The following is a 23,775-nucleotide window of genomic DNA, read 5'->3' as shown; positions in this document are numbered from 1 at the left end:
AAAGAAAGACAGGAGTCGCTGGGTGACGAGTACGGGCACGCGTTCGGAAGCAGAGGACTCGGGACCCAGCGGCTATGCGGCGGCCCGGCTGCGCCTCCTCCAGGGGGAGGCGCAGTCCGGGCCGCCGCGTCGTGCTGCCCTGGCCGAACTCACCGACGACTGGCTCACCGGCCTCTTCGACGCCGGCGCCGAGGCGCTGCGCGGCGTCTCCCTCGTCGCCGTCGGCGGCTACGGCCGCGGTGAGCTCTCCCCGCGCAGCGACCTCGACCTGCTCCTCCTGCACGACGGCAGCGACTCCGGCGCCGTGGCCGCCCTGGCCGACCGCATCTGGTACCCCGTCTGGGACCTCGGCCTCGCCCTCGACCACTCCGTCCGTACGCCCACCGAGGCCCGCAAGACCGCGAGCGAGGACCTCAAGGTCCAGCTGGGCCTGCTCGACGCCCGGCACATCGTGGGCGACCTCGGCCTCACCGCCTCACTGCGTACGGCCGTCCTCGCCGACTGGCGCAACCAGGCGCCGAAACGTCTCCCCGAGCTCCAGGAGCTCTGCGCCGAACGGGCCGAGCGCCAGGGCGAGTTGCAGTACCTGCTGGAGCCGGACCTGAAAGAGGCGCGCGGCGGACTGCGCGATGCCACCGCCCTGCGCGCCGTGGCCGCCTCCTGGCTCGCCGACGCGCCCCGCGAAGGCCTCAGCGACGCACGAAGGCGTCTCCTGGACGTCCGCGACGCACTCCACCTCACCACCGGCCGCGCCACCGACCGCCTCGCACTCCAGGAACAGGACCAGGTCGCCGCGGAACTGGGACTCCTCGACGCCGACACACTGCTGCGCCAGGTGTACGAGGCGGCGCGCGTCGTTTCGTATGCGAGCGATGTGACCTGGCGCGAAGTGGGGCGCGTACTGCGGTCGCGCGCCGTGCGTCCGCGTCTGCGCGCCATGCTCGGCGGTGGCGCCAAGCCCGCCACGGAACGCTCACCGCTCGCCGAGGGCGTGGTCGAGCAGGACGGCGAGGTGGTGCTCGCACGCGCCGCGCGCCCCGAGCGCGACCCCGTACTCCCCTTGCGTGCGGCGGCCGCGGCGGCGCAGTCGGGACTTCCGCTCTCCCTGCACGCGGTACGGCGCATGGCGGCAACCGCGCGCCCGCTGCCCACGCCCTGGCCCGCCGAGGCGCGCGAACAACTCGTCACACTCCTCGGCTCCGGCCGCCCGACCATCGAGGTCTGGGAGGCGCTGGAGGCGGAGGGCCTGATCACCAGACTGCTGCCCGACTGGGAGCGCGTGCGTTGCCGGCCGCAGCGCAACGCCGTCCACATCTGGACCGTCGACCGCCACCTCATCGAGACGGCCGTCCGCGCCTCCGAACTCGCCCGCCGCGTGGGCCGCCCCGACCTGCTCCTCGTCGCCTCCCTGCTGCACGACATCGGCAAGGGCTGGCCCGGCGACCACTCCGTGGCGGGCGAGATCATCGCCCGGGACGTGGCCGCCCGGATCGGCTTCGACCGCGCGGACGTGGCGGTGCTCGCCACCCTCGTACGCCACCATCTGCTGCTCATCGAGACCGCGACCCGGCGCGACCTGGAGGACCCGGCCACTGTGCGCTCGGTCGCCGAGGCGGTCGGCTCGCAGGGCACGCTCGAACTGCTGCACGCGCTCACCGAGGCGGACGCCCTGGCCACCGGGCCCGCCGCCTGGTCCTCGTGGCGCAGCTCCCTGGTCACCGACCTGGTGAAGCGGGTCTCGGCGTCGCTCTCCGGGGATGCCCCCGAGGAACCCGAGGCCGCCGCCCCCACGGCCGAACAGGAACGGCTCTCCATCGAGTCGTTCCGCACGGGCGGGCCCGTACTCTCGCTGCGCGCCCAGACCGAACCGGTCGACTCCGAGGCCGCAGCCACCTCCGCGTCGCACGACCCGGAACCGCTGGGCGTGGAACTCCTCATCGCCGTACCCGACCAGCCCGGAGTGCTCCCCGCCGTCGCGGGCGTCCTCGCCATGCACCGGCTGACCGTCCGCACGGCCGGACTGCGCGCCCTCGACCTGCCCGACGGCGTCCAGGGCTCGGTCCTGCTGCTCAACTGGCGGGTCGCCGCCGAGTACGGCTCCCTGCCCCAGGCCGCCCGTCTGCGCGCCGATCTCGTACGCGCACTGGACGGCTCCCTGGACATCGCGGCCCGTCTCGCCGAGCGGGACGCCGCCTACCCCCGGCGCCGGGGCACGGTCGCGCCGCCGCCCCGGGTCACGGTCGCGCCCGCGGCATCACGTCATGCCACCGTCATCGAGGTCCGCGCCCATGACGCCCCCGGCCTGCTGCACCGCATCGGACGGGCGCTGGAGGAGGCGAACGTACGGGTGCGGAGCATGCATGTGTCGACGCTGGGCGCGAACGCCGTGGACGCCTTCTATGTGACGGGGGCGAAGGGCGCGCCCCTGCCGGGGGAAGAGGCGGCCGCGGTGGCGCGGGGGCTGGAAGAGATGCTGCGGGGGTGAGCGCGTGAGGGCGAGCCCGCGTACGGGGGACGCCTGAGCGCGTGAGGGCGAGCCCGCGTACGGGGGATGCCGTCAGGGGCGTACGAACGCGGCGTGAGTCCGAATACGGGGGTGCCCTCAGCCTCGTACCAACGCGGTGGAGTCCCTTCCGCGCGCGGCCAGATACCCTGGAGGGCGATTCCCATCGCCCCCGACCCCTGAGGACAGACGAGCGCCGTGTTCGATACTCTCTCCGATCGCCTCTCAGCGACGTTCAAGAACCTGCGGGGCAAGGGCCGGCTGTCCGAAGCTGACATCGACGCCACCGCACGCGAGATCCGTATCGCGCTCCTCGAAGCCGACGTCGCCCTGCCGGTCGTGCGGACCTTCATCAAGAACGTCAAGGAACGCGCCCTCGGCGCCGAGGTCTCCAAGGCGCTGAACCCTGCCCAGCAGGTCCTGAAGGTCGTGAACGAGGAACTCGTCACGATCCTCGGCGGCGAGACCCGCCGGCTCCGGTTCGCCAAGAACCCGCCCACCGTCATCATGCTGGCGGGTCTACAGGGTGCCGGTAAGACCACGCTCGCGGGCAAGCTCGGCAAGTGGCTGAAGGACCAGGGCCACTCGCCGCTCCTCGTCGCCGCCGACCTCCAGCGTCCGAACGCCGTGACCCAGCTCAGCGTCGTCGCCGAGCGCGCGGGCGTCGCCGTCTACGCGCCCGAGCCGGGCAACGGCGTCGGTGACCCGGTCAAGGTCGCCAAGGACTCCATCGAGTTCGCCAAGCAGAAGGTCCACGACATCGTGATCGTGGACACGGCGGGCCGCCTGGGCATCGACCAGGAACTGATGCGGCAGGCCGCGGACATCAGGGATGCCGTCAGCCCGGACGAGATCCTCTTCGTCGTCGACGCGATGATCGGCCAGGACGCGGTCAACACCGCGGAGTCCTTCCGTGACGGTGTCGGCTTCGACGGTGTGGTGCTCTCCAAGCTCGACGGCGACGCCCGGGGCGGCGCGGCCCTCTCCATCGCGTCGGTCACCGGCAAGCCGATCATGTTCGCGTCGAACGGCGAGAAGCTCGACGACTTCGACGCGTTCCACCCGGACCGGATGGCCTCCCGCATCCTCGACATGGGTGACCTGCTCACCCTGATCGAGCAGGCGGAGAAGACGTTCAGCCAAGAAGAGGCCCAGGAGATGGCCTCGAAGCTGGCGTCCAAGAAGGGCCAGGACTTCACGCTCGACGACTTCCTCGCCCAGATGGAACAGGTCCGGAAGATGGGCAGCATCAGCAAGCTGCTCGGCATGCTCCCGGGCATGGGCCAGATCAAGGACCAGATCGCCAACCTCGACGAGCGCGATGTCGACCGCACGGCCGCGATCATCAAGTCGATGACCCCGGGCGAGCGCCACGAGCCGACGATCATCAACGGCTCGCGCCGTGCCCGTATCGCCAAGGGCTCCGGCGTCGACGTCAGCGCGGTCAAGGGCCTGGTCGAGCGCTTCTTCGAGGCACGCAAGATGATGTCCCGCATGGCCCAGGGCGGCGGAATGCCGGGCATGCCCGGGGTGCCGGGCATGGGTGGTGGTCCGGGCCGCACCAAGAAGAAGCAGAAGCAGGCCAAGGGCAAGCAGCGCTCCGGCAACCCGATGAAGCGCAAGCAGGAGGAGGCGGAGGCTGCGGCCCGCCGCGAGGCCGGCGCCCAGCCGGGCGGCGCCCTCGGACTGCCCCAGCAGGCGCCCCAGGACTTCGAGCTGCCGGACGAGTTCAAGAAGTTCATGGGCTGACGGTTCCTCGCGTGCGGGATTCTTTTCTCGTGCGACTCTGGGGGCGCCCTCCTGTTCGGGGGCGCCCCCAGTGCGTTCCCTGCGGGTGCTGGCGCCCTTTTCCTGTCGTAACGTCCGGATATGAGCAACCCTGTGCCGCCACGCAAGACCCATGACCAGCCGTGGCGTACCGAGGGCACTCCGCCCGAGCCGACGCCGCCGCCTTCCGGCAGGAGGAAGATGCCCGGCGGCTGGGGCGGTCTGATCCTCACCGCCCTGGTCGTGTACCTGATCGCCAACCTGGTGCTGTCCTTCTTCAACGACGGTGACGAGCCGACGATCTCGTACACCGAGTTCAGCAAGCAGGTCGACGACGGCAACGTCACCAAGATCTACTCCACGGGCGACGCGATCCAGGGCCAGCTCAAGAACGCCCTGGACAACCCGGAGGGCGACGGGAAGTACACCAAGTTCAAGACCCAGCGGCCGTCCTTCGCGGACGACCAGCTCTGGGAGAACCTGGACAAGCACAACGTCACGGTGACCGCCGAGCCGGTGGTCCAGCAGCGCAGCTTCCTGTCCAACCTGCTGATCTCGCTCGCGCCGATGCTGCTGCTCGTCGTCCTGTGGATCTTCATCGCCCGGCGGATGAGAGCCGGCATGGGCGGCGCGGGCGGCATGCTCGGCCGCAAGGCACCGCCGAAACCGGTCGAGCTGCAGCCCGGGGCCCAGCGCACGACGTTCGCCGACGTGGCCGGGATCGACGAGGTCGAGGGCGAACTGAACGACGTCGTGGACTTCCTCAAGAACCCCGACGAGTACCGGAAGATGGGCGCCAAGATGCCCCGTGGGGTGCTGCTGGCCGGCCCTCCCGGCACCGGCAAGACGCTGCTCGCGCGGGCGGTCGCGGGGGAGGCGGGTGTGCCGTTCTTCTCGGCCTCGGCGTCCGAGTTCATCGAGATGATCGTGGGCGTGGGCGCGTCCCGGGTCCGCGAACTGTTCGGGGAGGCCCGCAAGGTGGCCCCCTCCATCATCTTTATCGACGAGATCGACACGATCGGGCGGGCGCGGGCCGGCGGTTCGGGCATGGGCGGCCACGACGAGCGCGAGCAGACACTGAACCAGATCCTGACCGAGATGGACGGCTTCTCGGGCTCGGAGGGCGTCATCGTCATCGCGGCGACGAACCGCGCGGACATTCTGGACCCGGCGCTCACCCGCCCCGGCCGCTTCGACCGCGTCGTCAACGTCTCGCCACCCGACCGTGGCGGCCGCGAGGCCATCCTGGAGATCCACACCCGGGGGATTCCGCTGGCCCCGGACGTGGATCTGGCCCAGGTGGCCCGTTCGACCCCGGGCATGACCGGCGCCGATCTGGCCAACCTCGCCAACGAGGCCGCGCTCCTCGCCGTCAAGCGGAAGCAGGACCAGGTCACGCGGGCGGACCTCTCCGAAGCGCTCGAAAAGGTGCAACTGGGCGCCGAACGGCCCCTGGTGATGCCCGCCGAGGAACGCCGCCGGACCGCCTATCACGAGAGCGGCCATGCCCTCCTCGGCATGCTCCAGCCCGGCGCCGACCCCGTCCGCAAGATCACCATCGTCCCGCGCGGGCGCGCTCTCGGCGTCACGCTCTCCACCCCGGACGCGGACCGGTACGCGTACACGGAGGAGTATCTGCGCGGTCGCATCATCGGCGCCCTGGGAGGCATGGCCGCCGAACACGTCGTCTACGGAGTCGTCACGACGGGTTCGGAGAACGACCTGGAGCAGGTCACGAACCTCGCGCGCGGCATGGTCGCTCGCTGGGGCATGAGTGAACGCGTGGGCCGGCTCTCCGCCCTCCCGAACGACGCCCAGCAGGCCTACGGCCTCTCCGCCGCCCCGGCGACCCTCGACTCGATCGACCACGAGATGCGCCGCATCGTCGACGAGTGCTACGAGGAGGCGTGCCAGAAGCTCCGCGATCACCGGGGGCAGCTGGACGCCCTGGCCGAGGCGTTGCTGGCGAACGAGACGCTGGAGGAGGCGGACGCGTACCGGATCGCGGGGGTGAAGCGGCTGGCGTAGGTGGGGTTTGTTCGCCCCCTCCGCCCCTGCCCGTCCCGTACTTCCGGGATGCCGCCCCGCTTCAGCCCGTCCGGCGTTTGAGGACGAGCGCGTTCAGCGCGACCAGCGGGGGTCTGGGGGCGGTAGCCCCCAGGAACAAGGGACGGGCAGGGGCGGAGGGGGCGAAAAACGTCTGTCACCTCACCTCGTACGGGCGATCAGGTATCGGAAGACGTTCGGCATCCACACCGCTCCGTCCCGTCGTCGATGGGGATGCAGCGCCTCCCGGAGCTCCTTGTCGACTTGCGCCTCGTCCGTCGCCCCGACCGCCGCGTCGAACAGCCCGGTCGACAACAACCCCCGCACCGCGCTGTCCACATCGGCATACCCGAACGGACAGGCGACCCGCCCCGACCCGTCCGGCCTGAGCCCGGCCCGCTGGGCGACCTCCTCGAGGTCGTCACGACGGGCGGCCCGCCAACTGCCCGCCGTCCGCAGGGGGTCGGCCAGCTTGGTGGCGACCCGCAGCACGGACGAGGTGGCGCACCGTTCCGGCGGCCCCCACCCGGCGAGCACCACGGGCGTCCCCCGTTCGGCGAGTGGTGTCGCCGAGTCCAGGAGTTCGGCGAGTCCTTCGGAGTCGCCGGCCGCACACCCGATGGGCTCGAGGGCGGTGATCAGGTTGAACGGAGGTACCGCCGCGTCGGCCACGTCTTCGGGGATGCCGTCGACGAGGCGGGTGTCCGCACGCACGCGCGTGCCCCACGTCCGGGGCAGTAACCGCTCCCGCGCGAGGGCCACTCGTTGGGGCGAACCGAAGTCGACACCGGTGACCGCGGCGCCCCGCGAGGCCGCCATCAGAAGGGCGAGCCCGGAGCCACAGCGCAGGCCGAGCAGCCGCGTTCCGCTGCCCACTTCGAGTCGCTCGTAGACGGCCTCATGGAGCGGCACCAGCATGCGCTCCTGGATCTCGGCCCAGTCACGCGCGCGGGCACACGGGTCCACCCGGGGCACCGGCCCCGCGTGAGGTAGGTCCTGCCGCACGAGCGTAGGTGTCATAGAAAGCGCCCCAATCCGCCGAGAGTTGTCGCTGCGCCCCGTTACCCCGACCCCCGTGACAGTGCGCCGCACTCCCCCCGTATGCCAGGAAACTCCGCACTCGACGTGCCGTCCAGGGGTTGAGGCGCCCGGTTTGGGCGTCAGGTGTGCGCTCGGTAAGAATTCACATCCCGGCAACGTGGGCCCGTACCATCGCGCCATGGCCAAGGCACCCGTTCTCACGCCCCAGGCGGACGATTTCCCGCGCTGGTACCAGGATCTGATCAACAAGGCCGAGCTGGCCGACAACGGTCCGGTGCGTGGAACCATGGTCATCCGACCGTACGGATACGGGCTGTGGGAGCGGATGCAGCAGGAGATGGACGCCCGTATCAAGGAAGCGGGTGCCCAGAACGCGTACTTCCCGCTCTTCATCCCGCAGTCGTACCTGACGAGGGAGGCCGAGCACGTCGAGGGCTTCGCCCCGGAGCTCGCGGTCGTCACGCACGGCGGCGGCAAGGAGCTGGAGGAGCCGCTCGTCGTCCGCCCCACCTCCGAGACGATCATCAACGAATACTTCTCCAAGTGGGTGCAGAGCTACCGTGACCTGCCGCTGCTGATCAACCAGTGGGCGAACGTGGTCCGTTGGGAGATGCGCCCGCGCGTGTTCCTCCGTACGACCGAGTTCCTGTGGCAGGAAGGGCACACCGCCCACGCCACGTACGAGGAGGCCAGGGACTACGCCGCGTACATCCACGAGAAGGTGTACGCCGACTTCATGGTCAACGTCCTCGGGATCGATGTCGTCCTCGGGCGCAAGACGGCGAGCGAGCGGTTCGCCGGAGCCATCAACACCCTCACGCTCGAAGCGATGATGGCCGACGGCAAGGCCCTTCAGATGGGCACCAGTCACGAGCTCGGGCAGAACTTCGCGAAGGCCTTCCACACCCGGTTCCTGTCCAGGGACGGCCGGCAGGAGCTCGTCTGGCAGACCTCCTGGGGGTCGTCGACCCGCATGGTGGGCGGCCTGATCATGTCGCACGGTGATGACAACGGGTTGCGGGTGCCGCCACGGCTCGCCGCCGTGCAGGCCGTCGTCCTCGCGATCAAGGGCGACGATGCGGTTCTGGCCAAGGTCCGCGAAATCGGCGATCAGTTGAAGGCGGCAGGCGTGCGGGTGCACGTGGACGACCGCACGGACACGCCTTTCGGGCGCCGCGCCGTCGACTGGGAGCTCAAGGGAGTGCCCGTACGCATCGAGCTCGGACCCCGTGACCTGGAGAACGGCACCGTGATGCTGGTCCGTCGTATCCGCGGCGGCAAGGAGCCGGTGTCGATCGACAGCCTCGCCACCCTGCTTCCCGCCGCCCTCGAAGAGGACCAGGCGTTGCTTCTCGAGCAGTCGCGCGCGCGGCGTGAGTCCCGGACGGCGGAGGTGTCGACGGTCGAGGAGGCCGTCGAGGCGGCGGTGGCCGGCGGCTGGGCGCGCATTCCGTGGGCCGACCTCGGCGAAGAGGGCGAGGCCAGGCTGGCCGAACACTCCGTGACCGTACGGTGTCTGATCGCCGCGGACGGGTCGGTGCCCGACTCCGACGATTCACCCGGTAACGTCGCCGTCGTGGCGCGCGCGTACTAGGTTTGCCCAACTGCGACCGAAACGCCTCTTGCGCATCTGATGACCACAGGTGCCCCGTGGCGCGGACCTCGTCTACGCGCAGGGGCGTACGGGTGTCTACGTACCGGCTAGGTATGAACTGTGAGGCTTCTCCGCAGATCAGCGCACCCGCCCTCGTCCGGACGCATCAGCGGCAACTGACGGGTACGTGCAAATTATTTGAGATGCCCCGGAATAGGAACACGGCGGTACCCCCGCTCGTTGTCATTACGTGAGCACGACACAGACACCACCTGTTCTCGCCGCAGAGCTGGCAGAGGCGTGGGCCGAGATTCAGCGGTACCACCCCGAGTTGCCGGACCTTGCCGCGCCAGAGTCCCTGATCGGGGAGTCGTCGTCCGCCTGCGGGCACGAGCTCTCCTTCGAGCGACTGCTTCATGAGGCAGTCCATGGCATCGCAGCCGCGCGCGGAGTCCGCGACACCTCGCGCGCCGGCCGCTACCACAACCGCAGATTCCTCGCGATCGCCGAGGAGTTGGGCCTGGACCACCCGGAGGAGCCACACCCCAGCAGTGGCTTCTCGCTGGTCATGCTCAACCCCGAGGCGAAACGACGCTACCGCCCGACCATCGAGCGGTTGCAGCGCTCCCTCAAGGCGCACACCGTCGCGACCGCCGCGGACACGGCCCGCAGTTTCCGGGGCCCGGCCGCCAGACACGGCTCCTCCGGAGGAGGCGTGCGAGTGAAGGCGGTGTGCGACTGCGGCCGCAACGTACGAGTCGTTCCGTCGGTGCTGGCACAGGCGCCGATCGTGTGCGGAGGGTGCGGCAAACCGTTCCGGATCCCTGAGGTGGTCGGCGCGGCGGCCGGCTGAGGCGGTATCCCGTAGGCGCCGGGTGCGCGGTGGGCCCGGTGGTTTCAGTCGGTTTCGACGGTGAGCGGCGGCACCTCGTGGGTGCCGGAACACACGGTCGTGATCCGGCTCGTCCCGGCGCCGGGAGCCGTCGTGCCCAGGTAAGGGCGTCACCGGGGTCCGGTCGCCCGCCAGGGTGTGGCAGAATGGCCAGCTGTACTCGACAGCCGCATAGGACCCCTCTCTCCTCCGGCTGACGCGTCCATCGGGCACTCGGGTACCGCAACCCCACGCGGCCATCTCGCCGTGCCCAACCACGTCAAGACCAGGAGAGACCACTCCCGTGGCAGTCAAGATCAAGCTGAAGCGTCTGGGCAAGATCCGTTCGCCTCACTACCGCATCGTCGTCGCCGACTCCCGTACCCGCCGTGACGGCAGGGCCATCGAGGAGATCGGCCTGTACCACCCGGTGCAGAACCCCTCGCGCATCGAGGTCGACACCGAGCGTGCGCAGTACTGGCTGGGTGTCGGCGCGCAGCCGACCGAGCCGGTTCTCGCCATTCTCAAGCTGACCGGCGACTGGCAGAAGTTCAAGGGCCTGCCCGCCCCGGCTCCGCTGCTCGTGGCCGAGCCGAAGGCCGCGCGCCCGCTGTTCGAAGCCCTCGGTGGCGAAGAGGCGGGCAAGGGTGAGGCCATCACCCAGAAGAAGAAGGCTGAGAAGAAGGACGAGGCTCCGGCCGCGTCCGAGTCGACCGAGGCCTGAGCATGCTCGAGGAGGCTCTCGAGCACCTCGTGAAGGGCATTGTCGACAACCCCGACGATGTGCAGGTCGCCTCGCGTGACCTGCGCCGTGGGCGCGTTCTCGAGGTCCGGGTCCACCCCGACGACCTCGGCAAGGTGATCGGCCGCAACGGCCGCACCGCACGCGCTCTGCGTACCGTCGTGGGTGCTATCGGCGGCCGCGGTGTCCGCGTCGACCTTGTCGACGTGGATCACGTCCGCTGACGTACACGCAGCACCGGCTCGGGCCGGGGAGGGCCTTTCGGGCCGTCCCCGGCCCGTAGTCGTACTGACAGGAGATCAAGCACAGTGCAGCTGGTAGTCGCTCGCGTCGGCCGTGCCCATGGCATCAAGGGCGAGGTCACCGTGGAGGTACGTACGGACGAGCCGGAACGCAGGCTCGGGCCCGGCGCCGTCCTGCTCACCGACCCGGCCTCCGCCGGACCGCTGACCATCGAGACGGGCCGCGTCCACAGCGGCCGTCTCCTGCTGCGCTTCGAAGGCGTCCGCGACCGGACCGCCGCCGAGGCGCTGCGCAACACCCTGCTCATCGCCGAGGTCGACCCGGACGACAAGCCCGAGGACCCGGAGGAGTACTACGACCACCAGCTGATGGACCTGGATGTCGTCACGGTCGACGGCACCGAGGTCGGGCGGATCACCGAGATCTCCCATCTGCCGTCACAGGACCTCTTCGTGGTCGAGCGGCCGGACGGGACCGAGGTGCTGATCCCGTTCGTCGAGGAGATCGTCACCGAGATCGACCTGGCGGAGCAGCGGGCGGTCATCGACCCGCCGCCGGGGCTCATCGACGACCCGGCCGCCAGCGACGAAGTCGCTGATGGACACGGCGCCGCCTCGTCGGAGGACGAAACCGGATGAGGCTCGACGTCGTCACGATCTTCCCCGAGTACCTGGAGCCCCTGAACGTCTCGCTGGTCGGCAAGGCACGCGCGCGTGGACAGCTGAAGGTGCACGTGCATGATCTTCGGGAGTGGGCGTACGACCGCCACAACACGGTCGACGACACCCCCTACGGCGGCGGCCCCGGCATGGTCATGAAGACCGATCCCTGGGGCGACGCCCTGGACTCCGTACTCGCTGAGGGCTACGAGACGGGCTCGCACGGGCCCGTGCTGGTCGTGCCCACCCCCAGTGGACGCCCCTTCACCCAGGAGCTCGCCGTCGAGCTCTCCGAGCGTCCCTGGCTCGTCTTCACGCCCGCCCGCTACGAGGGCATCGACCGCCGGGTCGTCGACGAGTACGCGACGCGGATGCCCGTCTACGAGGTGTCCATCGGGGACTACGTACTGGCCGGCGGTGAAGCGGCCGTACTCGTCGTTACGGAGGCCGTGGCCCGGCTGCTGCCGGGTGTCCTCGGCAACGCGGAGTCGCACCGGGACGACTCCTTCGCGCCCGGGGCCATGGCCGACCTCCTGGAGGGGCCGATCTACACCAAGCCTCCTCAGTGGCGCGGCCGCGGGATCCCCGAGGTGCTCCTCAGCGGTCACCACGGGAAGATCGCCCGCTGGCGCCGGGACGAGGCGCTGCGGCGTACGACGGCCAACCGGCCCGACCTCATCGAGCGCTGCGATCCCTCGGCCTTCGACAAGAAGGACCGCGAAATGCTCTCGATCCTGGGCTGGGAGCCCGGGCCCGACGGCCGATTTTGGCGCAGGCCAGAGGCCGTGGAACAATAGGGGGCTGTTGTGCGTCGTCCGGCGTGCGCCCCTGCCACAGGGGGACACGACGCCCGCCCCGGCGAAGACAGCACCTCTTTTGGAAACGACTTCCGTTGATGACCTGTGGCATCAGCGAAGAAAGCAGACAAAATGACTCACCTGCTCGACTCCGTCGACAGCGCGTCGCTGCGCACCGACATCCCGGCCTTCCGCCCGGGTGACACCGTCAACGTCCACGTCCGCGTCATCGAGGGCAACCGCTCTCGTGTGCAGCAGTTCAAGGGCGTAGTCATCCGCCGCCAGGGCGCCGGTGTCCGTGAGACCTTCACGGTTCGCAAGGTCTCCTTCTCCGTGGGCGTCGAGCGCACCTTCCCGGTGCACACTCCGATCGTCGAGAAGATCGAGCTCGTCTCCCGCGGTGCCGTGCGTCGCGCCAAGCTGTACTACCTGCGCGACCTGCGCGGCAAGGCCGCGAAGATCAAGGAGAAGCGCGACAACTGAGCTCGCGGGAGTGTTCATATCGGGGCCGGATAGCATCTGGCTCCGATGAACACCGAAGCACAGCACACGGAGCGCGACCGCTCCTCCCGTCCTGGTGTGTCCGAGGAGATCTCGGACACAGAGGGGCCGGAGGGACGGTCGCGTTTCGCTTTGGTGGCCCGTGTCGCGGACTGGCTCCCAGGTGGGCGGATTACTCTCACCGCGCTGGCCTGCCTGCTCTTTCTGCTCTTTTTCAGCACCTTTGTGATGCAGCCCTTCCAGATTCCCAGCGGCTCCATGGAGCTCGGATTGAGGGTTGGCGACCGCGTTCTCGTAAATAAGTTGGCGTACCGTTTCGGTGCCGAGCCGCAGCGGGGTGACGTCGTTGTGTTCGACGGAACCGGGTACTTCGGAAACGCCGACTACATCAAGCGCGTTGTCGGTGTGGGGGGAGACCATGTGGTCTGCTGCGACAAGGAGGGGAGGGTCGAGGTGAACGGCCGGTCGGTCGACGAGTCGACGTTTCTGTACCCGGGGGACAGTCCGTCCGACGTGCCCTTCGACGTCGTCGTGCCCGACGGAACCCTCTTCCTCCTCGGCGACCATCGCAGCAACTCCCGCGATTCCCGCGACCATCTGGGGTCACCGGGAGGCGGCATGATCCCTGTCGGTGACGTCATCGGCAGAGCGGACTGGATCGCCTGGCCCGCGGACCACTGGACCCGGCTGACGCGCCCCGGTGCCTACGCGCGCGTGCCCGCCGGGGACGGTGCCCATGGGTAACCGCGGTAAGCAGCGCGGAGTTTCCAGCCATCCCGCCGACAACCTGCTGCCTACCGGGACCCGGCGCGCGTCCGGTGGTGCGGCCCGCCCCAGCCGTGTCGAGCGGCGCAAGCTGGCCCGCAAGATCAAGCGGCGCAGGCGGCGTTCGTCGGTCAAGGAGATACCCCTCCTCGTCGGCGTCGCGGTGCTCATAGCCCTGGTCCTGAAGACCTTCCTGGTCCAGGCGTTCGTGATCCCGTCGGGCTCCATGGAGAACACGATCCAGATCGGCGACCGGGTTCTGGTCGACAAGTTCACCCCGTGGTTCGGCTCCAAGCCCCAGCGCGGCGACGTCGTCGTCTTCCAGGACCCGGGCGGCTGGCTCACCGCGGAGGAGACCAAGAAGGCGGACGACCCCGTCGTCGTCAAGCAGCTCAAGCAAGGGCTCACCTTCATCGGGCTGCTGCCGTCCGACAACGAGCAGGACCTCATCAAACGGGTCGTCGGGGTCGGCGGCGACACGGTCAAGTGCTGTGACGCGCAAGGGCGGGTGACCGTCAACGGAACGCCGCTGAGCGAGCCGTACATCCTCGCCGGCGACAAACCCTCCGACTTCGCGTTCGAGGTGAAGGTGCCCGAAGGGCGCCTGTGGGTCATGGGCGATCACCGGTCCAACTCCGCGGACTCCCGTTACCACCGCACCGACCAGTACGGCGGCACCGTCTCCGAGGACTCCGTCGTCGGCCGGGCCATGATCATCGCCTGGCCCATCGGGCACTGGACACGTCTGGAGGAGCCGGGGACCTACGCCTCGGTGGCCGACGGGCCCGGAGATGCGAACTCCGCTCTTCTCGCGTCGCATAGGGTGGCCCCTGCGGATCTAGACGGATTGATCCCGCTCCCGAGCCCTGCGGAACTCCCGCTCGTTATGGGAGTGGTGGGCCTGCGACGAATCCGACGCGGGCTGCGGCACGGAGTGAGGAGTGGATGTGGGGGATGTGGCGGTCGGCGCACGGTCCGGACACGAAGGTCCCGAAGGGCGGCCGGAGCGGCCCGACGACTCGGCTGCCCCAGCTGTAGACGCCGAAATCTCCGAGAGCGGGTCCGTGGACGACAACGCGGAGCAGGAGCGCGCGGAGCAGGACGAGCAGGCGAGGAAACAGAAGCAGCGCTCCTTCTGGAAGGAGCTGCCGATCCTGATCGGCATCGCCCTGGTGCTCGCGCTGCTCATCAAGACCTTCCTGGTCCAGGCGTTCTCGATCCCCTCGGACTCGATGCAGAACACCCTCCAGCAGGGTGACCGCGTTCTCGTCGACAAGCTGACCCCATGGTTCGGTTCCGAGCCGGAGCGCGGCGAGGTCGTCGTCTTCCACGATCCCGACGCCTGGCTGGCCGGCGAGCCCGCGGCCAACCCGAACGCCCTGCAGACGGTTCTCAGCTGGATCGGTCTCATGCCGTCCGCCGAGGAGAAGGACCTCATCAAGCGGGGCATCGGGGTCGGCGGCGACACCATCGAGTGCAAGGGCACCGGACCGCTGACGGTCAACGGCAAAGCGTTGAACGAGCCGTACGTGTACCCCGGGAACACCCCGTGCAGCGTCGATGAGGAGGGCGGCCAGTTCAAGGTCACCGTTCCCACCGGCAAAATCTGGGTAATGGGCGACCACCGTCAGAACTCACGGGACTCGCGCTACAACCAGACGGACAAGAACCACGGCATGGTCCCGGTGAACGAGGTCGTCGGGCGCGCCATCGTGAGGGCGTGGCCCATCAACCGCTGGGGCACCCTCCCGGTTCCGGACACCTTCGACCAGTCCGGCATCAACACCAAGGCGGCGGCCGCCATCACCTCGCCGGGCGCCGTGGCGCTCGTAGGGGCTGTGCCGCTGGTCGTGGTGCGGCGCCGGCGCAAGGCGTCGCAGTAGCGCACAGGAGTTCCTCCTGGGGCCGGTGTGCTCGGATTCGTCCGGGCGCACCGGCCCTGCCGTTTGTACGGGGGTCCTGCGCGCCGTGAGGAGTCGGTGGGGCCCGTGTGCGTGATCCGGACCATGGGCTGACCTCCGCCCGTACCCCCGGGTAAGGTGCCGATCCATGGGTGGCGAGAGCTCGACAGGTACGGCCGCGCGTGGCGGCACACGCAACACCTCGGCAGGTGGCCGGACCGGAGAGGTGCTGTCCGGGGTCGCCGTCGCGCTGGGCCTGGTGCTGTTCCTCGGCGGGTTCGTCTGGGGGGCGGTGGTCTACCGGCCGTACACCGTGCCCACGAGGTCGATGACGCCGACGATCGACGCGGGGGATCGCGTGCTGGCACAGCGCGTCGACGGCGCGGACGTCCGGCGCGGCGATGTCGTCGTCTTCAAAGAGGCCAGCTGGGGCGACGTGCCGATGGTCAAGCGGGTGGTCGCCGTCGGCGGCGACGAGGTCGCCTGCTGCACGAACGGGAAGCTGACCGTCAACGGAAAGCAGATCGAAGAACCGTATCTCCCCAAGGGCTCGGCGGCCGAGGTCACGAGCATCCCGACCGTGAAGGTTCCGGACGGCAACCTGTTCCTGCTCGGTGACGAGCGCAGCGGCTCCCTGGACTCCACCGCCCATCTGACCGATGCCGCCAGCGGAACCGTGCCGCGCAGCGCCGTCGAGGGGCGGGTCGACGCCGTGGCCTGGCCCGTGAACGGCATGCTCGCGCGACCGACCGGCTTCGAGACGCTGGGCGGCCTCTCCGAGCCGGGACCGCTGCGGCTGATGGTCGGTGCGGTGGTGGCGGGCGCGGTGCTGGTCCTGGGCGGTGCCGCGTACGGGCCGCTCGCCAAGAAGCGCGCGGCTCGGCGCGGCCGGGCTCGGACGGAGCTCGCCGGTGTCCGCTGAGGTGTCGTACGGCGGGGGTCCGCACGACGAGGGGACCGCGGCCCCCGACGAGTACGAGGGCGGACTGCGCCGGGTCGCCCGGGTGGTGCTGCTCGACCCAGACGAGCGGATTCTGCTGCTCCACGGGCATGAGCCGGACGACCCCTCGGACGACTGGTGGTTCACGCCCGGCGGCGGCCTGGAGGGTGACGAGACACGCGCGGAGGCCGCACTGCGGGAGCTCGCCGAGGAGACCGGAATCACCGAGGTCGAGCTGGGCCCGGTGCTGTGGCGGCGGAAGTGCTCCTTCCCGTTCGCGGGGCGCCGCTGGGACCAGGACGAGTGGTACTACCTGGCCCGTACGGCCGGTACGGCCCACACGACGCCGGTTGCCGCCGGGCTGACGGAGCTGGAACGGCGCAGTGTCGCCGGAGCGCGTTGGTGGACGTGCCAGGAACTTCACCAGGCACATGAGACGGTGTATCCGACCAGACTCGCCGAGCTGCTGCGCAGGGTGCTCGACGAGGGTCCCCCGGCCACACCCGAGGTCCTCGACACCGAAATCGTCTAGGGGCTCCCGGGGCTGGCGCACAATAGGGGGACGCACGGCTGAAGGGGAACATGCCATGAGCGCCGAGGACCTCGAGAAGTACGAGACCGAGATGGAGCTGAAGCTCTATCGGGAGTATCGCGATGTCGTCGGTCTGTTCAAATATGTGATCGAGACCGAACGGCGCTTCTACCTCACCAATGACTACGAGATGCAGGTGCACTCGGTCCAGGGTGAGGTGTTTTTCGAGGTATCCATGGCGGATGCCTGGGTGTGGGACATGTACAGGCCCGCTCGCTTCGTGAAGCAGGTAAGGGTACTCACGTTCAAGGACGTGAATATCGAGGAGCTGAACAAGAGCGATCTGGAGCTGCCGGGCGGTTGATGACGCGGGGTGGCTGCTCGTCGGGCGTCCGTTCGTGGGGCGGGCGCCCGCTCGTGTGGGTGACGGAGTTTTCCACAGTCGGCCACCCGTCCACCAAGATCCAATAGCGAGCTGAAGTGGCCGCAATGTTGGCGCCGGAGGTGGTGCCGACATGAACACACGCAACGCACAACGCAGCGCACTCGGCAGGTACGGCGAGGATCTGGCCGCACGGCGGCTGACCGAGACCGGGATGACGGTCCTGGCGCGCAACTGGCGCGCCGGCAGGACCGGCGAGATCGACATCGTGGCCCGCGACGGCGACGCACTGGTCGTCTGCGAGGTCAAGACCCGCAAGGCGGGGACCTTCGAGCACCCGATGGCGGCCGTCACGACGGCCAAGGCGCAACGCCTGCGGAGCCTGGCCGAACGCTGGCTACAGGAACACGGCGGAGCCCCACCGGGCGGCGTCCGCATCGATCTGATCGGCGTCGTCCTCCCCGACCGCGGTGCGCCCGTGGTCGAGCATGCGCGGGGGGTGGCCTGATGGGGTTCGCGCGTACCTGCTCAGTGGCTCTGGTCGGTGTCGAGGGCGTCGTCGTGGAGGTCCAGGCGGACCTGGAACCCGGCGTCGCGGCGTTCACCCTGGTGGGGCTGCCGGACAAGAGCCTGACGGAGAGCAAGGACCGGGTCCGGGCGGCCGTGGTGAATTCCGGGGCCCCGTGGCCGCAGAAGAAGCTGACGGTGGGGCTGAGCCCGGCGTCGGTGCCGAAGAGCGGCAGCGGGTTTGATCTTGCTGTGGCGTCGGCGGTGCTCGGGGCTTCCGAGCGGATCGACCCACGCGTGCTCTCCGACATCGTGATGATCGGGGAGCTCGGCCTGGACGGGCGGGTCCGGCCGGTACGCGGAGTCCTGCCGGCGGTCCTGGCCGCCGCGAATGCGGGATACGAACAGGTCGTGGTGCCGGAGTGCGCGGCAGCGGAAGCCTCATTGGTGCCGGGGATCTCCGTACTCGGCGTCCGCAGCCTGCGCCAGCTGATCGCCGTGCTCACGGACGAACCGGTGCCCGAGGAGGATCCGGACGAGCAGGGGCGGCCGGATCCGCTGCTGGCCGGACTGCGGATGCCGGGCACGGGCGAAGCGACCGGCCTGTGCGGCATGGCTGTGCCGGAACACGACCAGGGACACGACCTCGCCGACGTCGTCGGCCAGATGTCGGCGCGCACCGCCATGGAGGTCGCGGCCGCCGGAGGACACCACGTCTTTCTCCAAGGGCCGCCCGGCGCGGGCAAGACCATGCTCGCCGAGCGGATGCCTTCCCTCCTGCCTCGCCTCAGCAGGCAGGAATCCCTGGAGGTGACGGCGATCCACTCGGTGGCGGGACTACTGCCACCGGGCAAGCCGATGGTGGAGATCCCGCCGTACTGCGCGCCGCACCATTCGGCGACGATGCAGTCCCTCGTCGGTGGCGGCAAGGGCCTTGCCCGGCCCGGCGCGGTGTCTCTCTCGCACAGGGGTGTTCTTTTTCTGGATGAAGCACCCGAGTTCAGCAGTTTTGTTCTCGATGCCCTGCGGCAGCCCTTGGAGGCGGGCCATGTCGTGATCGCGCGCAGCGCCGGTGTCGTGCGGTTTCCGGCGAAGTTCCTGATGGTCCTCGCGGCCAACCCCTGCCCCTGCGGGCGGTTCAGCGTGGCGAACGACATCTGCGAGTGCCCGCCCTCCTCCGTCCGCCGGTACCAGTCCAGGCTCTCCGGCCCGCTGATCGACCGGATCGATCTGCGGGTCGAGGTCGAGCCGGTCACCCGGTCCGAACTGACGGCGGCCGGCGCGCTGGGCGAGTCGACACGGACGGTGGCCGACCGGGTGAGTGCCGCTCGCGAGCGTTCCGGCGCACGGCTGACCGGCACTCCGTGGCACACGAACAGCGAGATGCCGGGGCGTGAACTGCGCAGCCGCTGGCAGGCACTGCCCGGAGCGATGGACGAGGCCGAGCGTGGACTGGAGCGAGGTGTGCTGACCGCACGCGGTCTGGACCGTGTTCTCCGGGTCGCCTGGACCGTGGCCGACCTCGCGGGCCACGACCGACCTGACGCCGGGGACGTGGCACTGGCCCTGCAACTGCGCACCGGGGTCCCCCGCGGGGTGCCGATGATGATCGGCTCACGGTGATGACGTACGACGAACGTATGGCCCGCGTCGCCCTCGCGCGGGTCTTCGAACCCGGCGACGAGCTCGGCGGGCGGTGGCTGCGGGAGCTCGGAGCGGTGGAGGTGGCGCGGCGGCTCGTGGAGGGATGGGAGCCGCTGCCCGGGGCTAGCGCGCAGCGCTGGGAGGGGCTGCGGGGGCGGGTCTCGCGGATGCAGCCCGAGCGGGACCTGGCCCAGGCGCAGGACGCGGGCGCGAGATTCATCTGCCCCGGAGAGCCACAGTGGCCCGTGCAGCTCGACGATCTGGGCGACGCCAGGCCCACCGGACTCTGGGTCCGAGGGCAGCCCAGTCTGCGGATATGGGCACTGCGCTCCGTCGCCGTCGTCGGAGCCCGGGCGTGCACCGAGTACGGCGCGCATATGGCGGCCAGGCTGGGCGCGGGGCTCGCGGAGCGGGGCTGGGTCGTCGTGTCGGGCGGCGCGTACGGCGTGGACGGCGCCGCGCACCGGGGTGCCCTCGGGGCGGGCGGCGCCACCGTCGCGGTGCTGGCCTGCGGCGTCGACAAGCCCTACCCGCGCGGGCACACCGAGTTGATCAACAGAATCGCCGAACAAGGGTTGGTGGTGGGGGAGTTGCCACCCGGGGATCACCCCACGCCGAGCAGATTCATCCTGCGGAACAGGGTCATCGCCGCGCTCACCCGGGGGACCGTGGTCGTCGAGGCTGCCTACCGCAGCGGCGCGCTGGTCACGGCTCGCGCGGCGGCGCGGCTCGGGCGGTTCACGATAGGGGTGCCGGGGCCCGTCACCAGCGGGTTGTCGGCCGGGGTGCACGAGTTGTTGCGCGGGGACGCGGTCCTGGTCTCCGACGCCGCGGAAGTCGCCGAGCTGGTGGGCGACATAGGAGACCTGGCTCCCGACCGGCGAGGGCCCGTGCTTCCGCGCGATCTGCTCGACCCGGGCGCGGGGCGGGTGCTGGCCGCGCTGCCGGCCCGCGGCCTGGTGGGGGCCGAGGAGGTCGCCCGTGGCGCGGGGACCACGACGGACGAGGCGGTCGGGAGACTGTACGAACTCCGAGCACTTGGTTTCGTCGAACGACACGGCGACGGCTGGAAGTTGACACGCCAGGCAATGATCTCTGTCCGCGGTGCTCGAGGCGGCTGCTGACCGAGCGTGTTCGGCCGTCCGGGCGAACGCCGACAGCCTTGGCAATTCCCGCAGTTGGCGGCTCCCGGTGATCACACAGGGCGATCACCGGGGGCGAGGGCGGTGCCCACCAGAACGCATCTGCGTAGGGGTGATCACCCGGCCTTCGCGCACTGCGACGCTTCAGTCACGCTACGCTCACGGGGTTTCCGGCGTAGACAGGCAACTCGACATCAGACCGACAGCTCACCCAGGCATCCCCAGTTCACAGCAGAACGGCACAAGGCGACGAATGCCCCAGCACACCTCCGGGTCCGACCGGGCGGCGATCCCCCCGGCCGCCCGTGACGGCCGCAGCGTGCGCCCGCCCGCTCCCTCGACGCTCGACGAGCTGTGGCGGTCGTACAAGTCGACGGGCGACGAGCGGCTGCGGGAGCAGTTGATCCTGCACTACTCGCCGTTGGTGAAGTACGTCGCCGGGCGGGTGAGTGTCGGCCTGCCGGCCAATGTCGAACAGGCCGACTTCGTCTCCTCGGGGGTGTTCGGGCTGATCGACGCGATCGAGAAGTTCGACATCGAGCGGGAGATCAAGTTCGAGACGTACGCGATCACGCGGATCCGGGGCGCGATGATCGACGAACTGCGGGCGCTGGACTGGATTCCGCGGTCCGTACGGCAGAAGGCGCGCAATGTGGAGCGGGCCTACGCGACGCTGGAGGCGCGGCTGCGGCGTACCCCGTCCGAGGGCGAGGTGGCCTCCGAGATGGGGATCGGCGTGGACGAACTCCACGCGGTCTTCAGTCAGTTGTCGCTGGCGAACGTGGTGGCTCTGGAGGAGTTGCTGCACGTCGGAGGCGAGGGCGGTGACCGGCTGAGTCTGATGGACACCCTTGAGGACACCGCGGCCGACAATCCGGTGGAGGTCGCGGAGGACCGGGAGCTGCGGAGGTTTCTGGCGCGGGCGATCAATACGCTGCCGGACCGCGAGAAGACCGTGGTCACGCTGTACTACTACGAGGGGCTCACGCTCGCGGAGATCGGCAATGTGCTGGGGGTGACCGAGAGCCGGGTGAGTCAGATTCACACGAAGTCGGTGCTTCAGCTGCGGGCGAAGCTGGCCAGTTTCGGGCGCTGATCACGATGGGGCAGGGAGCTGAATCGTCTCTGCCGCGCTTGTCCCGTACCGGGGCTCGTAGTGGGGCCTGTACTGGGGTTCCCGCGCCTTGTCCCGTATTGAGGCCTGTAGTGGGTCCCGCGCTTTGTCCCGTATCGAGGCCTGTAGTGGGTCCCGCGCTTTGTCCCGTATCGAGGCCCGTACTGGGTCCCGTGCCTTGTCCCGTACTGGGTCCCGCCCTTCGCGGGGGCTTTCCCTGTGCTTGCCTCGGCTGTGGCCCGCTGTCGTCTTGTCCCTGTTTGGCGACGCTTCGCATGGTCGGGTGATCGGGGTGGGTGCCGTTCGGGGCGGTCCGTCCGTAAAGTGGTGGCCGTGCCAAGGATTCGAGCGGCCTCCGTGGCCGAGCACCGGTCGATGCAGCGAGCCGCCCTGCTGGACGCGGCTCGGTCCCTCCTGTCCGAGGGCGGGACGGAGGCGCTGACCTTCCCGGCTCTCGCCGAGCGCACCGGGCTTGCGCGGTCTTCCGTCTATGAGTACTTCCGGTCGCGGGCTGCCGTCGTCGAAGAGCTGTGCGAGGTCGACTTCCCGGTCTGGGCAGCGGAGGTGTCCGACGCGATGCAGCGGGCCTCGACCTCGGAGGCCAAGGTCGAGGCCTGTGTCCGACAGCAGCTGGCCCTCGTCGGGGACCGGCGGCACCGGGCCGTGGTGGCCATCTCCGCGAGTGAGCTCGATGCCGGGGCTCGGGAGAAGATCCGTGCGGCTCATGGCGGCCTTGTGGCGATGATCGTTGAGGCGCTCGGGGAGCTGGGGCACACAGAGCCGCGGTTGGCGGCGATGCTTCTTCAGGGTGTGGTGGACGCCGCCGTGCGCCGGATCGAGCTGGGGGCGGCCGAGGATCCCACCGCCATCACCGACGCGGCGGTCGCCATGGCTCTGCGGGGCGTTCGGGGCTGAGGCTCGGTGTTCTGCGCACCCGGCGTGGGGCTGAGGTTGGGGTGGGTTGCGCAGCCCGGCGGTTGAGGTGTGCCGCCCTCGTCGGGACGGGAGCTGCCCCTGGCGGCGCGCATGCCCACAGCTATGACGGTTGCGGAGCGGCCGCATGTCCACAGCGCGGACTGTTGCGGAGCAGCACATAGGCCGATGGTGAAGGCGGGGGCCGCGCGTCAGGTGTGCCGATGGTGAAGGCGGGGCCGCGCGTCAGGTGGGCACATGGCGAAGGCGGTGGCAGAGCCGCTGGTGTGCCGATGGTGAAGGCGGGGCAGAGCGGCTGGTGTGCCGATGGTGAAGGCGGGGCAGAGCGTCAGGTGGGCCCATGGTGAAGGCGGTTATCGCTTTGCCCCAGTCAGCGGTAGCAGGCGCGACGGGCCCCTGCTGAGTAGCCAAGGTGGGAGCAGTGACAGTGGGTCCAGGTATGTCCTGCCTCTGAGCAGGCCCCAGTGCAGGCACGACGTCGGGCAGTGGGAGCTGCCTGGTTCCACGGTGCCCAGGACCTCGCCGGCCGCGACCTCGGCGCCCTTGTCCACCGACGCCCGTACCGGACCGTACGTCGTGCGCAGGGGCGGCGTACCCGTGCCGGTCAGTTCCACCGAGACCACTCCGTGCCCCGCGACCCGGCCGGCGAAGGACACCCGGCCCGCTGCGACGGCCCGTACCGGTGTGCCCGGGGCCGCCGCGAGGTCCACGCCCCGGTGACCGCGGCCGTATGCCGTCGCCGGGGGATCCCAGCCTCGTACGACCGTGGGACGTACGCCCAAGGGCCAGGCGCGGGCGACGGCCGGGACCGTCGGATCGGCCGCCGCGGTCGGTCCCGGGGACCGTGCCCCTGAAGACCCCGGCGAACCAGGGGATCCCGGCGGCACCGGTGGCGCCGGATCGGTCGTCCGGGCCAGGGCGGACGGGGCCAGGGATCCCAGGACGGTCACCGTCAGTCCCAGCAGCACACCCAGCCACGTACGCAGACATCGTTTCGCTCGCATGCGAGAACCGTCCCGCATCGGGCCGATCATGGCCGGGATCTGTGGAGTACCGGCCGGTTGTGGAAAGCGGCGTCACCCGGTGCCTCTCAGGTCCCGTACACTTCTGGTGGCGATCCGGGCGACCGGGTCGACTTCGCACGCCCCGAC

At 69.9% G+C, this 23,775-nt stretch carries 22 protein-coding genes and 1 pseudogene; 21 read left to right on the top strand and 2 right to left on the bottom strand.

Translation table 11 applies throughout. The annotated features are described in order from the left end of the window. Positions 1 to 22 precede the first annotated feature (22 nt). From ACIPC1_RS05870 to ftsH, 3 genes are all read left to right on the top strand, one after another. Entirely contained in the window at positions 23 to 2,485 is a 2,463-nt protein-coding gene (locus tag ACIPC1_RS05870; protein WP_402513632.1) for a [protein-PII] uridylyltransferase, read from the top strand. Positions 2,486 to 2,701: 216 nt separating this feature from the next. After that, complete coding sequence (gene ffh / locus ACIPC1_RS05865; RefSeq protein WP_384378914.1) at positions 2,702 to 4,252, top strand: signal recognition particle protein; 1,551 nt, start codon at positions 2,702 to 2,704, stop codon at positions 4,250 to 4,252. Positions 4,253 to 4,372: 120 nt separating this feature from the next. Further along, positions 4,373 to 6,298 (top strand): ATP-dependent zinc metalloprotease FtsH, encoded by a 1,926-nt coding sequence (gene ftsH / locus ACIPC1_RS05860; RefSeq protein WP_402513629.1) that lies wholly within the window; start codon positions 4,373 to 4,375, stop codon positions 6,296 to 6,298. Positions 6,299 to 6,478: 180 nt separating this feature from the next. Here ftsH and ACIPC1_RS05855 read toward each other — a convergent pair whose 3' ends face one another. Next, positions 6,479 to 7,336 carry an SAM-dependent methyltransferase gene (locus ACIPC1_RS05855; RefSeq protein ID WP_402513627.1) on the bottom strand — a complete coding sequence of 286 codons (858 nt, stop codon included), beginning with the start codon at positions 7,334 to 7,336 and terminating at the stop codon, positions 6,479 to 6,481. A gap of 199 nt (positions 7,337 to 7,535) precedes the next feature. Here ACIPC1_RS05855 and proS point away from each other — a divergent pair, with 199 nt between their 5' ends. The 18 genes and pseudogenes from proS (at position 7,536) to ACIPC1_RS05765 (ending at position 22,606) form a co-directional block, all read left to right on the top strand. Beyond that, positions 7,536 to 8,951: a proline--tRNA ligase gene (gene proS, locus ACIPC1_RS05850; protein WP_402513624.1), complete on the top strand. Its 1,416-nt coding sequence runs from the start codon at positions 7,536 to 7,538 to the stop codon at positions 8,949 to 8,951. 250 nt (positions 8,952 to 9,201) lie between these two features. Beyond that, positions 9,202 to 9,804 carry a hypothetical protein gene (locus ACIPC1_RS05845; protein WP_384378902.1) on the top strand — a complete coding sequence of 201 codons (603 nt, stop codon included), beginning with the start codon at positions 9,202 to 9,204 and terminating at the stop codon, positions 9,802 to 9,804. Positions 9,805 to 10,126: 322 nt separating this feature from the next. Then, positions 10,127 to 10,546, top strand: coding sequence for a 30S ribosomal protein S16 (rpsP, locus tag ACIPC1_RS05840; RefSeq protein ID WP_402513622.1), 420 nt, complete (start codon positions 10,127 to 10,129; stop codon positions 10,544 to 10,546). A gap of 2 nt (positions 10,547 to 10,548) precedes the next feature. Continuing rightward, complete coding sequence (locus tag ACIPC1_RS05835) at positions 10,549 to 10,788, top strand: RNA-binding protein (RefSeq protein WP_005479813.1); 240 nt, start codon at positions 10,549 to 10,551, stop codon at positions 10,786 to 10,788. Positions 10,789 to 10,872: 84 nt separating this feature from the next. Then, positions 10,873 to 11,445, top strand: coding sequence for a ribosome maturation factor RimM (gene rimM, locus ACIPC1_RS05830; RefSeq protein ID WP_402513620.1), 573 nt, complete (start codon positions 10,873 to 10,875; stop codon positions 11,443 to 11,445). Continuing rightward, positions 11,442 to 12,263, top strand: a complete 822-nt coding sequence (gene trmD, locus ACIPC1_RS05825) for a tRNA (guanosine(37)-N1)-methyltransferase TrmD (RefSeq protein ID WP_402513618.1) — start codon at positions 11,442 to 11,444, stop codon at positions 12,261 to 12,263. Before rimM ends, trmD begins: the two co-directional genes overlap by 4 nt. A 132-nt stretch (positions 12,264 to 12,395) precedes the next feature. Continuing rightward, positions 12,396 to 12,746 (top strand): 50S ribosomal protein L19, encoded by a 351-nt coding sequence (gene rplS / locus ACIPC1_RS05820; protein WP_402513616.1) that lies wholly within the window; start codon positions 12,396 to 12,398, stop codon positions 12,744 to 12,746. A gap of 45 nt (positions 12,747 to 12,791) precedes the next feature. After that, complete coding sequence (gene lepB, locus ACIPC1_RS05815) at positions 12,792 to 13,508, top strand: signal peptidase I (protein ID WP_402513614.1); 717 nt, start codon at positions 12,792 to 12,794, stop codon at positions 13,506 to 13,508. Continuing rightward, positions 13,501 to 14,586: pseudogene (gene lepB, locus ACIPC1_RS05810) on the top strand (signal peptidase I); the annotation flags it as partial. The gene lepB (ACIPC1_RS05815) and the pseudogene lepB (ACIPC1_RS05810), both read left to right, overlap by 8 nt. After that, positions 14,477 to 15,412 (top strand): signal peptidase I, encoded by a 936-nt coding sequence (gene lepB / locus ACIPC1_RS05805; protein ID WP_402513612.1) that lies wholly within the window; start codon positions 14,477 to 14,479, stop codon positions 15,410 to 15,412. The pseudogene lepB (ACIPC1_RS05810) and the gene lepB (ACIPC1_RS05805), both read left to right, overlap by 110 nt. Before the next feature lie 166 nt (positions 15,413 to 15,578). Beyond that, positions 15,579 to 16,352, top strand: coding sequence for a signal peptidase I (gene lepB, locus ACIPC1_RS05800; protein ID WP_402513609.1), 774 nt, complete (start codon positions 15,579 to 15,581; stop codon positions 16,350 to 16,352). Between the two features lies 1 nt (position 16,353). Next, positions 16,354 to 16,902 carry an NUDIX hydrolase gene (locus tag ACIPC1_RS05795; RefSeq protein WP_402514808.1) on the top strand — a complete coding sequence of 183 codons (549 nt, stop codon included), beginning with the start codon at positions 16,354 to 16,356 and terminating at the stop codon, positions 16,900 to 16,902. A gap of 55 nt (positions 16,903 to 16,957) precedes the next feature. Then, positions 16,958 to 17,266 carry a DUF2469 domain-containing protein gene (locus ACIPC1_RS05790; protein ID WP_003965949.1) on the top strand — a complete coding sequence of 103 codons (309 nt, stop codon included), beginning with the start codon at positions 16,958 to 16,960 and terminating at the stop codon, positions 17,264 to 17,266. 151 nt (positions 17,267 to 17,417) lie between these two features. Continuing rightward, complete coding sequence (locus ACIPC1_RS05785) at positions 17,418 to 17,792, top strand: YraN family protein (RefSeq protein WP_402513608.1); 375 nt, start codon at positions 17,418 to 17,420, stop codon at positions 17,790 to 17,792. Further along, the gene (locus ACIPC1_RS05780; protein WP_402513605.1) at positions 17,792 to 19,414 is read left to right on the top strand and encodes a YifB family Mg chelatase-like AAA ATPase; all 1,623 of its coding nucleotides are present in this window, start codon (positions 17,792 to 17,794) and stop codon (positions 19,412 to 19,414) included. The genes ACIPC1_RS05785 and ACIPC1_RS05780 overlap by 1 nt, the downstream gene beginning before the upstream one ends. Next, positions 19,414 to 20,559, top strand: coding sequence for a DNA-processing protein DprA (gene dprA, locus ACIPC1_RS05775; protein WP_402513603.1), 1,146 nt, complete (start codon positions 19,414 to 19,416; stop codon positions 20,557 to 20,559). The genes ACIPC1_RS05780 and dprA overlap by 1 nt, the downstream gene beginning before the upstream one ends. Positions 20,560 to 20,830: 271 nt before the next feature. Next, positions 20,831 to 21,673, top strand: a complete 843-nt coding sequence (gene whiG / locus ACIPC1_RS05770; RefSeq protein ID WP_383681685.1) for an RNA polymerase sigma factor WhiG — start codon at positions 20,831 to 20,833, stop codon at positions 21,671 to 21,673. Positions 21,674 to 22,048: 375 nt separating this feature from the next. Next, positions 22,049 to 22,606 carry a TetR/AcrR family transcriptional regulator gene (locus tag ACIPC1_RS05765; protein ID WP_402514806.1) on the top strand — a complete coding sequence of 186 codons (558 nt, stop codon included), beginning with the start codon at positions 22,049 to 22,051 and terminating at the stop codon, positions 22,604 to 22,606. A gap of 371 nt (positions 22,607 to 22,977) precedes the next feature. Here the strand turns inward: ACIPC1_RS05765 and ACIPC1_RS05760 are convergent, their stop codons facing one another. Next, complete coding sequence (locus tag ACIPC1_RS05760; RefSeq protein ID WP_402513600.1) at positions 22,978 to 23,628, bottom strand: M23 family metallopeptidase; 651 nt, start codon at positions 23,626 to 23,628, stop codon at positions 22,978 to 22,980. Between the last annotated feature and the right edge of the window lie 147 nt (positions 23,629 to 23,775).

The organism is Streptomyces sp. NPDC087263 (genome assembly GCF_044744645.1).
GTDB lineage: Bacteria > Actinomycetota > Actinomycetes > Streptomycetales > Streptomycetaceae > Streptomyces.
This window is presented reverse-complemented; position numbering and strand designations above follow the sequence as displayed.

Excerpts from the sequence above, each read along its gene's own strand:
- ftsH (WP_402513629.1), top strand. The coding sequence starts at position 4,373 with ATGAGCAACCCTGTGCCGCCACGCAAGACCCATGACCAGCCGTGGCGT.
- ACIPC1_RS05855 (WP_402513627.1), bottom strand. The coding sequence starts at position 7,336 with ATGACACCTACGCTCGTGCGGCAGGACCTACCTCACGCGGGGCCGGTG.
- proS (WP_402513624.1), top strand. The coding sequence starts at position 7,536 with ATGGCCAAGGCACCCGTTCTCACGCCCCAGGCGGACGATTTCCCGCGC.
- ACIPC1_RS05835 (WP_005479813.1), top strand. The coding sequence starts at position 10,549 with ATGCTCGAGGAGGCTCTCGAGCACCTCGTGAAGGGCATTGTCGACAAC.
- trmD (WP_402513618.1), top strand. The coding sequence starts at position 11,442 with ATGAGGCTCGACGTCGTCACGATCTTCCCCGAGTACCTGGAGCCCCTG.
- rplS (WP_402513616.1), top strand. The coding sequence starts at position 12,396 with ATGACTCACCTGCTCGACTCCGTCGACAGCGCGTCGCTGCGCACCGAC.
- lepB (WP_402513614.1), top strand. The coding sequence starts at position 12,792 with ATGAACACCGAAGCACAGCACACGGAGCGCGACCGCTCCTCCCGTCCT.
- lepB (WP_402513609.1), top strand. The coding sequence starts at position 15,579 with ATGGGTGGCGAGAGCTCGACAGGTACGGCCGCGCGTGGCGGCACACGC.
- ACIPC1_RS05790 (WP_003965949.1), top strand. The coding sequence starts at position 16,958 with ATGAGCGCCGAGGACCTCGAGAAGTACGAGACCGAGATGGAGCTGAAG.
- ACIPC1_RS05785 (WP_402513608.1), top strand. The coding sequence starts at position 17,418 with ATGAACACACGCAACGCACAACGCAGCGCACTCGGCAGGTACGGCGAG.
- ACIPC1_RS05780 (WP_402513605.1), top strand. The coding sequence starts at position 17,792 with ATGGGGTTCGCGCGTACCTGCTCAGTGGCTCTGGTCGGTGTCGAGGGC.
- dprA (WP_402513603.1), top strand. The coding sequence starts at position 19,414 with ATGACGTACGACGAACGTATGGCCCGCGTCGCCCTCGCGCGGGTCTTC.
- whiG (WP_383681685.1), top strand. The coding sequence starts at position 20,831 with ATGCCCCAGCACACCTCCGGGTCCGACCGGGCGGCGATCCCCCCGGCC.
- ACIPC1_RS05760 (WP_402513600.1), bottom strand. The coding sequence starts at position 23,628 with ATGCGAGCGAAACGATGTCTGCGTACGTGGCTGGGTGTGCTGCTGGGA.